The 12,761-nt window shown below is 64.0% G+C and carries 16 protein-coding genes; 10 read left to right on the plus strand and 6 right to left on the minus strand.

Annotated elements, in window-relative coordinates; genetic code table 11:
- Positions 1-20 precede the first annotated feature (20 nt).
- The 7 genes from H0194_RS06825 to H0194_RS06855 all read left to right on the plus strand — a co-directional run bounded on the left by H0194_RS06825 (position 21) and on the right by H0194_RS06855 (position 5,822).
- Positions 21-2,021, plus strand: coding sequence for a fumarate reductase/succinate dehydrogenase flavoprotein subunit (locus H0194_RS06825; RefSeq protein WP_185175194.1), 2,001 nt, complete (start codon positions 21-23; stop codon positions 2,019-2,021).
- Positions 2,021-2,770, plus strand: a complete 750-nt coding sequence (locus H0194_RS06830; RefSeq protein ID WP_185175195.1) for a succinate dehydrogenase/fumarate reductase iron-sulfur subunit — start codon at positions 2,021-2,023, stop codon at positions 2,768-2,770. Before H0194_RS06825 ends, H0194_RS06830 begins: the two co-directional genes overlap by 1 nt.
- Before the next feature lie 51 nt (positions 2,771-2,821).
- Positions 2,822-3,193, plus strand: coding sequence for a hypothetical protein (locus tag H0194_RS06835; RefSeq protein WP_185175196.1), 372 nt, complete (start codon positions 2,822-2,824; stop codon positions 3,191-3,193).
- Positions 3,194-3,291: 98 nt separating this feature from the next.
- Entirely contained in the window at positions 3,292-4,548 is a 1,257-nt protein-coding gene (locus H0194_RS06840) for a DUF445 domain-containing protein (protein ID WP_246388835.1), read from the plus strand.
- 55 nt (positions 4,549-4,603) lie between these two features.
- On the plus strand, positions 4,604-5,008 hold the full coding sequence (locus H0194_RS06845; RefSeq protein WP_185175197.1) for a CGLAU_01105 family protein: 405 nt from the start codon (positions 4,604-4,606) through the stop codon (positions 5,006-5,008).
- A 15-nt stretch (positions 5,009-5,023) separates the two neighbouring features.
- A complete protein-coding gene (locus H0194_RS06850) occupies positions 5,024-5,326 on the plus strand; it encodes a DUF2516 family protein (protein ID WP_185175198.1) in 303 nt (100 codons plus the stop codon).
- Positions 5,313-5,822, plus strand: coding sequence for a deoxyribose-phosphate aldolase (locus H0194_RS06855; protein WP_185175199.1), 510 nt, complete (start codon positions 5,313-5,315; stop codon positions 5,820-5,822). The genes H0194_RS06850 and H0194_RS06855 overlap by 14 nt, the downstream gene beginning before the upstream one ends.
- Here the strand turns inward: H0194_RS06855 and H0194_RS06860 are convergent.
- The 3 genes from H0194_RS06860 to H0194_RS06870 are packed head-to-tail and all read right to left on the minus strand — an operon-like array spanning position 5,819 to position 7,940.
- Positions 5,819-6,592 carry an LmeA family phospholipid-binding protein gene (locus tag H0194_RS06860; RefSeq protein WP_185175200.1) on the minus strand — a complete coding sequence of 258 codons (774 nt, stop codon included), beginning with the start codon at positions 6,590-6,592 and terminating at the stop codon, positions 5,819-5,821. The genes H0194_RS06855 and H0194_RS06860 overlap by 4 nt on opposite strands.
- Positions 6,593-6,608: 16 nt before the next feature.
- Complete coding sequence (locus tag H0194_RS06865; RefSeq protein WP_185175201.1) at positions 6,609-7,433, minus strand: class I SAM-dependent methyltransferase; 825 nt, start codon at positions 7,431-7,433, stop codon at positions 6,609-6,611.
- 15 nt (positions 7,434-7,448) lie between these two features.
- Positions 7,449-7,940, minus strand: a complete 492-nt coding sequence (locus tag H0194_RS06870; RefSeq protein WP_185175202.1) for a DUF2505 domain-containing protein — start codon at positions 7,938-7,940, stop codon at positions 7,449-7,451.
- 24 nt (positions 7,941-7,964) lie between these two features.
- Here H0194_RS06870 and H0194_RS06875 point away from each other — a divergent pair, with 24 nt between their 5' ends.
- Positions 7,965-9,098, plus strand: coding sequence for a UDP-N-acetylmuramate dehydrogenase (locus H0194_RS06875; RefSeq protein ID WP_185175203.1), 1,134 nt, complete (start codon positions 7,965-7,967; stop codon positions 9,096-9,098).
- Between the two features lie 23 nt (positions 9,099-9,121).
- Here H0194_RS06875 and H0194_RS06880 read toward each other — a convergent pair whose 3' ends face one another.
- The 3 genes from H0194_RS06880 to H0194_RS06890 all read right to left on the minus strand — a co-directional run bounded on the left by H0194_RS06880 (position 9,122) and on the right by H0194_RS06890 (position 11,183).
- On the minus strand, positions 9,122-9,676 hold the full coding sequence (locus tag H0194_RS06880; RefSeq protein WP_185175204.1) for a DUF1707 SHOCT-like domain-containing protein: 555 nt from the start codon (positions 9,674-9,676) through the stop codon (positions 9,122-9,124).
- A gap of 6 nt (positions 9,677-9,682) precedes the next feature.
- A complete protein-coding gene (locus tag H0194_RS06885) occupies positions 9,683-10,795 on the minus strand; it encodes an HNH endonuclease (RefSeq protein WP_185176934.1) in 1,113 nt (370 codons plus the stop codon).
- A gap of 151 nt (positions 10,796-10,946) precedes the next feature.
- Positions 10,947-11,183, minus strand: coding sequence for a hypothetical protein (locus tag H0194_RS06890; RefSeq protein ID WP_185175205.1), 237 nt, complete (start codon positions 11,181-11,183; stop codon positions 10,947-10,949).
- Positions 11,184-12,052: 869 nt separating this feature from the next.
- Here H0194_RS06890 and H0194_RS11065 point away from each other — a divergent pair.
- Together H0194_RS11065 and H0194_RS11070 are read left to right on the plus strand one after the other, a co-directional pair.
- Positions 12,053-12,460: a DUF1266 domain-containing protein gene (locus H0194_RS11065; protein WP_185175206.1), complete on the plus strand. Its 408-nt coding sequence runs from the start codon at positions 12,053-12,055 to the stop codon at positions 12,458-12,460.
- The gene (locus H0194_RS11070; RefSeq protein ID WP_185175207.1) at positions 12,457-12,696 is read left to right on the plus strand and encodes a DUF1266 domain-containing protein; all 240 of its coding nucleotides are present in this window, start codon (positions 12,457-12,459) and stop codon (positions 12,694-12,696) included. The genes H0194_RS11065 and H0194_RS11070 overlap by 4 nt, the downstream gene beginning before the upstream one ends.
- Positions 12,697-12,761: the final 65 nt, after the last annotated feature.

The raw sequence follows: 12,761 nt of genomic DNA on the forward strand, positions 1-12,761 counted from the left end.
ACTGAGTGAAAAGAGTGACCATGACTAACACTGAAACTGCTTTCAACCACCCGCAGTCCGTCGTCGAAGGTGTGACCGCCGGTGCAGTCCTTGACTCCCACGAGCCCAAGGGCGTTCCCATGCGTGAGATGTGGGACTACCAGAAGGACCACATGGAGCTGGTGTCCCCGCTGAACCGCCGCAAGTTCGAGGTTCTCGTTGTCGGCACCGGCCTGTCTGGTGGCGCCGCCGCGGCAGCTCTCGGCGAGCTCGGCTACAACGTCAAGGTATTCACCTACCATGACTCCCCACGCCGCGCGCACTCCATCGCCGCACAGGGTGGCGTCAACGCTTCCCGTGCCCGCAAGATGGACAACGACGGCGCGTCCCGCCACACCAAGGACACCGTCAAGGGCGGCGACTTCCGCTGCCGCGAGTCCGACTGCTGGCGCCTGGCCGTGGAATCCGTCCGCGTCATCGACCACATGAACGCTATCGGCGCCCCCTTCGCCCGCGAGTACGGCGGCACCCTGGCCACCCGTTCCTTCGGCGGCGTGCAGGTGTCCCGTACGTTCTACACCCGCGGCCAGACCGGCCAGCAGCTGCAGCTGTCCATGACCTCTGCGCTGTACCGCCAGATCGGCCTGGGTAACGTGGAGCTGTTCTCGCACCACGATCTGCAGGACTTCATCACTCGCGTGGAAGACGGCAAGAAGGTTTGCGACGGCATCGTGACCCGCAACCTGATCACCGGCGAACTGCGCGCCTTCACCGGCCACGCCACCATCCTGGCCACCGGTGGTTACGGCAACGTCTACCACATGTCCACCCTGGCGAAGAACTCCAACGCCTCGGCCATGATGCGCGCCTACGACCTGGGTGCATTCCTTGCGTCCCCGTCCTTCATCCAGTTCCACCCGACGGGCCTTCCGGTCAACTCCGAATGGCAGTCCAAGACCATTCTGATGTCCGAGTCCCTGCGTAACGACGGCCGCATTTGGTCGCCCATCGAGCCGAAGGACGACCGCGACCCGAACTCCATCCCGGAGGAGGAGCGCGACTACTTCCTCGAGCGCCGCTACCCGGCGTTCGGCAACCTGGTGCCTCGCGACGTCGCGTCCCGCGCCATCTCCCAGCAGATCAACAAGGGCCTGGGCGTAGGACCGCTGCACAACTCCGTGTACCTCGACTTCCGCGACTCCATCCAGCACGTGGGCAAGGAGACCATCGAGGAGCGTTACTCCAACCTCTTCGAGATGTACGAAGAGGCCATCGGTGAGGACCCTTACTCCGCACCGATGCGCATCGCGCCAACCTGCCACTTCACCATGGGCGGCCTGTGGACCGACTTCAACGAGATGACCTCCATCGAGGGCCTGTTCGCCGCTGGCGAGTGCTCCTGGACCTACCACGGCGCTAACCGCCTGGGTGCAAACTCGCTGCTGTCCGCATCCGTCGACGGCTGGTTCACCCTGCCGTTCACCGTGCCGAACTACCTGGCCGGCAAGCTGGGGCAGGACAAGCTGGCCGAGGACTCCGCTGAGGCAGCAGCAGCTGTTGAGCGCGCGCAGGCACGCATCGACCGCCTCATGAGCGTGCGCGGCAACGACCCGCACGGCCCGGAGTACTACCACCGCCAGCTCGGCGACATCCTCTACTGGGGCTGTGGTGTTTCCCGTAACGTGGAAGACCTCAAGGTCGCTATCCAGAAGATCCGCGAGCTGCGTCGTGAGTTCTGGGCTAACGTCCGCATCACCGGCGCAGCCGATGATATGAACCAGGTACTCGAGTACGGCCTCCGTGTCGCCGACTACCTGGACCTGGGCGAGCTCATGTGCGTGGACGCCGCCGACCGCGACGAGTCCTGTGGCGCTCACTACCGCGAGGACCACCTCTCCGAGGACGGCGAGGCAGAGCGCGACGACGAGAACTGGTGCTTCGTATCCGCGTGGGAGCCGGGTGCCGCAGAGGGCGAGTTCATTCGCCACGCAGAGCCACTGGAATTTGATTCGATCCCGCTGATGACAAGGAACTACAAGTAATGAAGCTGACACTTGAGATCTGGCGTCAGGCCGGACCCACCCAAGAAGGCAAGTTTGAAACCGTTCAGGTGGACGACGCCGTAGAGCAGATGTCCATCCTCGAGCTCCTCGACCACGTCAACTCCGGCCTGGTCGAAGCCGGCAAGGAGCCATTCGCATTCGCCTCCGACTGCCGCGAGGGCATCTGTGGCACCTGTGGCCTGATGGTCAACGGCCGCCCGCACGGACCTGGTCAGAACACCCCGGCCTGCCAGCAGCGCCTCACCCAGGTCAAGGACGGCGACACCCTGAAGATCGAGCCATTCCGCTCCGCGGCATACCCGGTCATTAAGGACATGGTCGTCGACCGCTCCGCTCTCGACCACGTCATGGAACAAGGTGGCTTCGTCTCCATCAACGCCGGTAACGCGCCGGACGCTGACCACCTGACCCTCAACCACGAGACCGCAGAGTACGCCCTGGACCACGCCGCCTGCATCGGCTGCGGCGCCTGCGTCGCGGCCTGCCCGAACGGCGCAGCGCACCTGTTCACCGGCGCCAAGCTGGTGCACCTGTCGCTCATGCCGCTGGGCAAGCACGAGCGCGGCGAGCGTGCCCGCAAGATGGTCGACGACCTGGAGACCAACTTCGGCCACTGCTCCCTATACGGCGAGTGCGCCGACGTCTGCCCGGCAGGCGTCCCGCTGACCGCCGTTGGTGCAGTCACCCGCGAGCGCGCCCGCGCTGCTTTCCGCGGTAAGGCTGACTAGGCTATAATCAACTCAGATCAACGCAGATCGACGAAAGCGAGTTCACCCACTATGAGCGACCACTCCTCGGCAGTTGCAGACTTCGCGTCTGAAACTCACCCGGCCTATGAGGCGAAGATCCAGGACGGCTACATTGACGGCTACGATCCTGTATCCCTCCACGCGCCGCACTCCTCCCTCATCCGCACCTCCACGTGGACTGGAATGGGCGTCGTGCTGGGCTCCCTGCCGGGCTTTGGCACCCTCATCTGGGGCCTGGGCGTGCTGCTGTGGGGCGACGGCACCGTCGGCGCTGACCCCATGTGGTTCATTGTCATCGGCGCCATCGCTGCTGTGGTGTGCCTCGTCGTTGGCTTCGGCATGATCCACTCCGGTCGTGCGAACTACCGCAAGTACAAGGCGGAAACCGGCCGCGTGAACTAACGCCGCGTGAAGCATCACTAAGCCTTGCTGGGCTAGGGACTATCCTTAGTGCAGCAAGGCTTAGCGCTTTTTCTAGCAACCCCTAAAGGACAACCCAGGTGCACCTCGATCCCGACATCCAGCGCCGCGCAACGCTGCGGAAATACAAGTTCTTCGTCACCGCCCTCCTGGTGCTGGCGGCCGCCATTTTCATCGCCTGCACCTGGTGGCAATCCCGGCACCCCGACGCCGCCTGGGTAGGGTACGTCCGCGCCGCAGCCGAAGCCGGCATGGTGGGTGGGCTGGCAGACTGGTTCGCGGTCACAGCGCTCTTCCGTCACCCGCTCGGCATCCCGATCCCCCACACGGCCTTGCTGCCAAAGAAGAAGGATCAAGTAGGCGACGCGCTCAGTGAATTCGTGGGTGAGAACTTCCTCAACCCGCAGCTCATCACCTCCAAGGTCGCCGCCGCCAACGTTCCTGAGCGCATCGCCGCCTGGTTGGCACAGCCCAGCAACGCCCACCTGGCCTCGCGAGAGGTGTCAAAGTTCATCGCCAACGCCGCCCGCGCGCTCGACGACGACGTAGCCATCGCCTTCATCAACACACAGGTCATCGACCGCATCGGGCAACCCGACTGGGCGCCGCCGCTGGGCCGACTGCTGGCCAACCTCATCGACGACGGCAAAGTCGACCCCGTCGTCGATGACCTCATCGAATGGGCCTACCGCAAGGTCCTCACCATGGAAGACGCCGTCGTCGAGCTCATTGACGAGCGTATGCCCGGCTGGGCGCCCCGCTTCGCCCGCAGCCTTGTGGGCGAAAAGGTCTACGCCGAACTCGTCGGCTTCATGGAAGAAATCCACACCCAACCCGATCACGAGGCGCGCCGCGCCATCCGGCGCACCCTTGTCTCGCTTGCCGACGACCTGCAACACGACCCCGCCATGCACGACCGCGTCGAGGGGCTCAAGGCCGACATCCTCGGCTCCACCCAAGTCCAAGGCGCCGCGGAGGCAGCGTGGGCAACCATCGAGGCGTCGATAAGCAATGCCGCGGCGGACGAAGAATCCTTCCTCCGCACCAAACTCCAACAACTCTGCATTGACTGGGGGACCAACCTACAGCGCGACCCGGAGTTGCGCGCCAAACTCGACGAGCGCATCATGGCCGTCGTCGGGTTCATCGCGGAGAACCACGCCAGCGACGTCACCGATATCATTTCGGAAACAATCGAACGCTGGGACGCCGCGGAAGCATCAGAAAAAATTGAACTGATGGTGGGCAAGGACCTGCAGTTTATCCGCCTCAACGGCACGATCGTGGGCGCGCTGGCGGGACTCGTGATTTACACGGTGGCCAACGTGCTCTTCTGACTTTTGTGTACTTTGGGGGACGGATAAACAAAAACGATGAGTGAAGGGGGCAACAATGACCACCGAAAACAACAACAAGGCTCTTGTCGCGATGCTGAAGGGCGCGGGCCTGAGCGCGCGCGAGGTCGTTGAGGAATTTGCTACTCGCTTCCGCGAAGACCGCGCCGCGACGACCCCGTCGACCGCCGCCAACTATGGCACCACGGAGCAGACCGGCAACCTGGTTGACCGCGCTACCGAATTCGTTAAAGACATGGCAGGCTCCGTGAGCCGCGCGGCAGAAGCAACTAGGGCAACCCCTGCTTTTGCAGACGCCAAGGACAAGATTGGCACCGCATTTACCGAGGCCAAGTCCACCGTCGAGGAGAAGGTAAAGAAGAAGGACGCGCCGAATACCACGCCGCCACAGGACAACGATATTATCGACGGAGAAGTCATCAACCCCGACAACCCGCAGTAGAAAGCAGCGTGAGACATGGACCTATTCATTCTGTTAAATCTCGTAGGATGGTTTGAATACGGTCTGTTTCTGCTCGTGGCTGTGGCGGGGATCGTCGGCGCCGGGATAGCGCTGACGATGAACGACCAGGCCTTCGACTTCAACAACCGGCAGCCCAAATTAGCCTGGGCGGCGATGCTGTTCGTCTCCGCCATCGCGTGCGTGGGCTACCCGATGGTATCCATGCTCGCCATTATCGGCGTCGTGGTCATCGGGCTGTTCTGGTTCGACGTACGGCCCGAAGTGAAATCCCTGATGGACGGCAATGGCGGCTGGTAAAACCCACCTGCTGGGAACAGCGCAACAAACGCTTGCCGACGTCCTCACATCCGCCCGCTCGACAACCAGCGGGCGGATAGTCGTGCCGCCGTCCTACGTGGACGCGGTGGCGCCCCACGTCGCTGACGGGGTGGTGCTCGCGGCGCTCGCAGGCTACCCGACGGGCCGCCACCACCCCCTCGTCACCGCCACCGAAGGGCGGCTCGCCGTCCAATCCGGCGCCCACGAGGTGTGGGCGTGCGTAGATCACACCCGCTATTCGGATCCGGAGGAAGCGGATAACGCTTTGCTCGGCGACGTGGTGACGCTGCGCGAGGCCATCCCGGCGCCGGCGCGCCTGGTCCTTTTCACCCCCGCTATTGAGTTGGCGCCGAAGCGGGGGTGGGCCGCCGCGGCGGTCGTGGCGCGGCGCGCGGGCTGTGACGCGGTGGCAGCGCCAGCTGCGATGCTCGGCGATATCAGCGACGCACCGCTCGACGTCATCGCGGTGGACTAGGCCACCTGGCCAGCTTCGCTGAGCTTGACGTCGTTTCCCACCATCGTGATGCGCAACGAGCCGTCGTTCACGGTGAATTCTTGGATCTTCATGTTGCCGGTCACGAACTGGTCCTTCATACCCTTGGTGAGCGATTCCGTGATCGCGGCCGTGGCTTGCTCCGGCAGCTCGAAGCCGAAAATCTCCGCCTTCGCCGCTTCGAATTGCAGTGCGCCGTCCACCATCGACGGCAGCAGCGACAGCGTGGCCAGCCCGCCCGCGAACTGCACGTCCAGCGTGGACGTCGCGCCGGCGGCGTGAATATCGGTGATCACGTTATTGCCCAGGGCCTCCATCCCAGACTCTTGCGTGATACCCGCCTGGACCGTGGCCAGCAGGAAATCATCCGGAACGTTCGTGGTGGCCACCAGTCGGCGCGCCACCGGGTCCTTGGACACCGTCATCCCCTCCATGAGGATCTCCGACTCCGGCTGGCCCTTAATCTCCGTGCCGTTAATCTGCAGCGTCGACGGGGTCTTCATGGTCATCTCGTTGAGCTCGCCCTGGGCCAAACCCACCACCAGGGGCACCGAGCCGAAAGAAACCTCTGGGTCCGCCGGGGCCGTCACGCCCTGCTCCTGCGCCTGGGCGTGGAACTGGTCCACCATCTGCTTGGACAGGAACCAACGCAGCCCGAACTCCACGAGGAGCACCAGGATGAGCAGTGCGACCAGCACGCCCACCACGATTTTCCACGCCGTCGACGCAGCCGAGCGAGTTTTCACAGCCATGAGTTTCCCTTCGTAGTCATGAACCTTCGATTGTAGGGGGTGCAACCGCCTCCCACGCAACGGTGAACCCGCTATCGCGAAAGCGCCTATGCTGCCTGTCGAGCGGCCACCCCCGCTGCCGCAAGTCCTCGTGTGCGTGCCGCCACCGCACCCGCGGCCCGTGCGGCGCCCAGCCGGCGGCGCGGGCCCAGGCGTCGTCGGCGTCGGAAAGCAAAGCATGGATTGCCTCCCCGGGGACGTTGCGGTTGATGAGGATCTTCGGCAGGCGCTCCGCCACGTCCGAAGGCTTCTCGACGTCCATGGGATCCCACGCCAGCGACAGCGTGCGGGGGCCCGCTGCGTCGAGAAGCAGCCATGCGGAACGACGCCCCAGCTCGTCGCAGGTGCCCTCGATGAAGTAGCCCCCGGGTGCCAGACGCGAACAGACAGTCTCCCACGCATCGCGAACCTGCGAGACGTCGTATTGACGCAGCACGTTAAACGCGCGGACCAGCTGCGGACGGTAGCCGGCGAGCTCGAAGCCGCCGAGTTCAAAGGTGACACCATCGCGGGGCGGGAGCACCCGCTCCGGCGAGATTTCCAGGCCCTTGACCTGGACGCGGGGGTTGACGGTACGGAGCCAGCGCGCCCACTCGACGGTGGTGAAATGGGCGGCGCCGTAGCCTACGTCGAGGGCGAGGGGCTCACCAACCCGCTTTAAGGTTGAGCGGATAGCGGGGTGCGCTACGGCCCAGCGGTCGCAGCGGCGGAGGCGGTTGGTGTTCGTTGTCCCGCGGGTAACAACGCCAAAAGGCCGACCCGCGCCGGCCTGAGCCTTCAGGTTATGCGCGTGATCGGCCATTAATAGCGGGTGGGACTAGAGGTTTTCAGAGATCCACTGCTCAGTGAGCTTGCCCTCGTTGGCGAACAGCTCGCCCAAAGCCTCGCCCACCTTCGGCTCGATCGCGGCGCCCATCATTGGGATGTTCACGGACACCTCGTTGATGTAGCTCAGCTTGGTCATCTCGCCTTCGCCGGTCATAGCGATGTCGCCCTTGAAATCCACAGGGGTGCCCTTAACATCGGCGGTGTAGTTGATGTCGGCGGCGTTGCCCTCCAGCTCGCCGATCTTGACCACGCGCTTGACCTTCAGCGCCTGAGACACCATGGCGCGCACGGCCTCCGGCAGCAGGGTGGTGGGCAAAACCTCGTAGAGGGTGGCGGTGTTGTCGGCAAACTCGTGAACCTCGCCGGGCTCCGGGGAAAGGTTCTTGACGATGAAAGTCCAGTAATCAGCGCTCAAGTACGCCTCGTGGACCTTTTCTGCGGGCTGGTTGATCGTTACGGTGTTTTCACTACGGGTTGACATACCAAACAGACTACCTTGGTTAATGTGATGAATGAACTTGTGACGGAGAAGTTGGCCGCTATCGGCGGTGTGCGCGTGGACCATTCGGTGACGTTTGCGGAGATGACCACCCTGCGCGTGGGAGGAGCCCCGCGCTTAGCTGCGCGGTGCGCGACACCGGAAGCCGCGGCATCCGTGGTGGAGCTTCTCGACGCCGCGGGCGTCCCACTGCTCGTCATTGGTGGCGGTTCCAACCTGGTCATCGCGGATGACACGCTGGGGGCCGGGGAGTTGGACCTTGTTGCGGTGGTGATGGAATGCGACGGCGTAGACATCGACGCGGAAGAAGGGATCGTGCGCGCGGAAGCGGGTGCGGTGTGGGACGACGTCGTCAAGCAGGCCGTGGAGGCAGACCTGGGCGGGATCGAGTGCCTGGCAGGGATTCCCGGATCGGCGGGGGCGGTGCCGGTGCAGAATGTCGGTGCGTACGGGGCGGAGATTTCGGAGGTGCTCACCCGGGTGCGTCTGTACGACCGCGAGAGCGGGGTGGACGAATGGGTGCCGGCGAGCGACCTGGAGTTGGCGTATCGGTACTCGAATTTGAAGTTCACCAACCGGGCCGTGGTGCTGGAGATTGAGCTGACACTGAGCACGGATGGTTTGTCCAAGCCGTTGCGGTTCGGGCAGCTGACGCAAAATCCGGGGGAGCGGCTGCCGGTGGCGCAGGTGCGTGAGAAGGTACTGGAGCTGCGCGCGTCGAAGGGGATGGTGCTGGATGACAGCGATCACGACACGTGGTCGGCGGGATCGTTCTTCACCAATCCCGTGGTGCCGCTGGCGGACGCGGAGCGGGTGCGGGAGACCGTGCGCGGGCTGCGCGGCGATGCCGATGCGGACCGGATGCCGCTATTCGACGCCGTCGATAGCGCCGGGGAGCCGGCGGCGAAGCTGTCGGCGGCGTGGCTGATTGAACGCGCGGGCTTCCCCAGGGGCTATCGGGTGAGCGCCGGGGAGCCTGCTGGACTGTCGACGAAGCATACGCTCGCGCTGACTAACCGGGGTGGGGCGGGGACCGCGGACGTCGTGAAGCTGGCGCGCACCATCCGCGACGGAGTGCGGGACGCTTTTGGCATAGCGCTTGTGCCGGAGCCAGTGTGGGTAGGGTGCGCTATCGACTAAGCCCCTGGCTCTAACTCAAGCCGCTAGCCGCCGAGCTCCTTGCGGCGTTTGGCGGCCTGGCGCAGGCGCGCCTTGCGGGTCTCGGCGAGGTCGCCCTTGAGCTCGTTGTAGAGCTCCTCGTCTTCGTCGTTGACGCGGAACACCATGCGGGCTATGCCGGAAGCGATGGGGATAAGGAAGAACGCCAGCCAGGCGTAGGGGATGTCATAGATGAAAAGGGATCCCAAAAAGAACGTTGTGGCGCCGATAGCGACGATCGAGTCAATCGCCGTCACCATCCTGGCGTTATCCATGGCGCGCTCCAACTCGAGTTGGGCCTCGTAGTCTTCGAGCTCCATCGCCCCTGGGGGAGCGCCGGCACCAGTGAAGGTGCGGTCCACGGGCAGCTGCTCAGATTCCTCGGGGAGATCCGCAAAAAGTCGCGCAAGATCGCTGCGGTAGGTGGCCACCATTGCCGCGGAGGTGCGCTCCTCGAATTCGGGCATGTCAAGGTAGCCGTCGGCGAAGTATGCGCCCAGACGATCCATGGCGTGGGCGCGGTCGTGGTCACTGACTCGAATATCGGGAGCGGGTTCCATCGCCGCTTATTCTAGCCGCTTAATAATCTCCATGGCTCCTAGCTCGGCGACGTCCCTTTCGTTGCGGAAATTTCGTCCTCCCGGGGAACGGTATCTCACGTGCCCGCCATCCCGCGTGATGCGACCGCGCCGCGGCGGGGCGTTGGGGTCATCATCGTTGGCGCTATTGTGATGCGGGCAGAGCGGGGTGAGGTTAGTCGGCTCCGTCAGCCCTCCGTGGTGGTGGGCCGTGATGTGGTGGATGTGGCAGCGGTCCGCCGGCACCTTGCAGTCAGGCCACGGGCAGATGAGGTTTTCCGCCATCGCCAGCACTCGCTGCTTAAACGACGCCAGCCGCTCCCGGTACAAATTCACCGGCCCGCGCTCCGGGTGGAACAGGCCCGCAAAAATATCGTCGCCCAGCTGCTTCTTGGCGGCAGCCTCCAGGTATTCGCGGCCGGTCATGGTCGTGCCGTCGGAAAGCCCGAGCCGCACGTCGTCGCCCTCGCCGCGCCAGATGGCGGCGGCGTCGGAAAGCTCTACGGCTATGACGGTGCGGTACTGCGGCGTGATGGTGGTGCCGTCAGACAGCGCATTCCAAAACGCTTCTGACATTCCCGCGGCGCGGGGGAGCTCGGGGTTACGGAGTGCGTCGAGGGTCTTTTCCAGGTCCGTGATACGCCGCTCGGTATCGCAGATGAACATGGTGCGCATGCCATCGTGAGTGGCGCTGATGCGCACGCTCGGTCGCGGGGGCTGCGGGGCATCCTCGCGCAAGATTTCCGCCACCCGCTTGTGCCCATGCTTGTTCACTTCCTCGAAGGTGCCCTCCATCGCCACTAGCTCGGCGCGTAGGGCCCACGCCAGCCCCCGGCCGGGGAGTTTGCGGGCGTGGCGGTCGATCATCACCAGCCTTTCGACGCTGTGGCCCGCAGCCTCACTATGCCGAATCGCTTCCGCTTGTTTGCGCGGGGAGTCAGCGGGGCCGAGGAAGGCATCTGCCACCCGAGCCCAGGCCTTCGCCTGGTTGCGGGAGATGCCGAGCGTCGAGGCGACGTCGTACGGCGAGCGCTCACGACAGGCCCGCAGCACGGCGACGCCGTGGCGGGAGAGCTGCGGGAGCACGTCGAAGATGTCCATGGCGCTCACGGGATATCGCAATAGCGGGTGCCAAAAGGGCGAGTGTCACGGCCTGTGGATAACTTAGGCTGTTGCGGGGCCGCGGCGCCTCTGTGCCGGGCGCACGGGGCTACTACCTGCGCTTTAGAACAGGTGTCCTGTGGAGGAACCTTTAGGCGATTGTGAGAGTCTTGAGCACCGCCGGCGCGGAGTCGGGGTCAGAGGTGAGCATGTTCTGGGCGACGGTGTCGTCGTTGATGAGGCCAAAAACCGACGCGACTCCTCCCACCTCCACCGCAACGAGCTTGTGGCCGGGGCCCGGCTTCACGTTCAGCTCGATTTCTTCTCCGGTGATGAAGTCCTTGTTGCGGAGTTTCTCCACGATCTCGGGCGTGGTGTCTACTTTCATGTAGGTGAAGGTGTCGGTGCCGCAGCCGGAGCTGCGGTGTTGGCGCGGTACTGCCCGGCACGGTCCGCGGGCGGTTCACTGAGTACGTCGCGCCCATGGGCCGGTAGGGGGAGCGGGTGGGTAACCGTGGCCGTCGTCGAGAAGCGGGAAAGTCATGTCTACCACCACCGTTTGTTGCTGAGGACGTTACGAATGGTCTCGGGATCCTCGCCGTTTTTTGGGGGCGGACCTCCATGTACTGCATGAGTAGGCCCCCGACGCGGATTTCGGGTTCCAGGCGCACACGGTTCGGGTTGTACTGTGTCAGCGCCCACGACAGTCCGTGGCGCACGCGCTCGATCCCACGTTCGCCGAAGCCGCGCCAGGTGACCGTCTTGCCCAAAACCTGCAACGACGGCGAACCGTCCTCGAAGTTGGGGCTGGTGAGGGTCAGGGCGTCGAGACGCAGGTCTGCAGGTTCTCCACCAAAAGCAGGCTCTGGTTGGTGACAAAAGGCCCGTGGTCTCGGCTGCTTCGAGGATGACCTCGTTGGCGGCGAGGATGGGGAGCACAGTTGTGGTGAAACTGTGGAGGACGTCGCTGTTTCCTGCCCTGTCGAGGGCGCCGTCGAGGAACTCCTGTGAAGTGGAGCTAGTCATAAAATTGTAGGCCAGCAATATCCAATATATTTCGCTGTGTTTGTGGGAAACTCTGCGGACGCCGTTAACTTTTCGTCGTCTGTTTCCCATGATTCAAGTGCTGAATGCCTTTTATGGCGTCGCCCTGGAAGGTTGATACACGTGGGCGAAAAGGGGGCTAGATCCTGAATTGGTGCGTCGGCAGTCAACGAATGCGGCGGCCCGCCGGCGCGCAACAAATTGATTGCAGGGTTGGCGCGGAAGTCTTTGCAGGCGCAGTGGGGGATTTCCATCGCTGAGGAGCTTCGCGACACCGTGAACAAGCTCCTGGCCGGCGACATGCACACGCCCGGCTTTGATCTCATCCTCGGGCTGACGGAATGCGCCCGGGAGGCGTCGCGGCTGGATTGGGCGGGGCAGATGACCGATGATCAGCTCTCGCAGTGGCTCGCCTACGAGAATGAAATGGTGCAAAACGCGGCGCTAGAAAACCCGACGGCGCTGTTTACCGGTGACAGGCCGACATTCTTCGCGAAGTGGCTGGAACGCTACAACGATGAGCGCTTTCTCGCGATGGCGCCGATGATTCCGCGCACCACCCGCGCCTGGGACATCGCGCGTGGCGTCAATATTTCGTCCTTGGCGGTGCTGGGGACATGATCAAGCCGGAGGAGCTGGCTGACATCCAACGCCGCGCGCTCGTGGAGACACGCAAGTACTTCACCAGCTGGGCGGATTACGCGGCGAGCTTCTGGTACGGCCGCGCCATCTGGGCTAGCGACGAGGACACGATGGAGGAGTACCTCGCCGACATGGGCACGTTCGCAAGCGATCTGGAAACCGCCCTGCTGGCGCAGAATTCGCCGTGGGTGCGTTTCCCGCTGCACGCTGCCTAGACCCCTCGAGCACAGCACACTAGACAAGTACGCTGCCCCCGGCACCACCGCGCGAAGCGAAGGCG

This window comes from Corynebacterium incognita (assembly GCF_014217255.1).
Lineage (GTDB): Bacteria > Actinomycetota > Actinomycetes > Mycobacteriales > Mycobacteriaceae > Corynebacterium > Corynebacterium incognitum.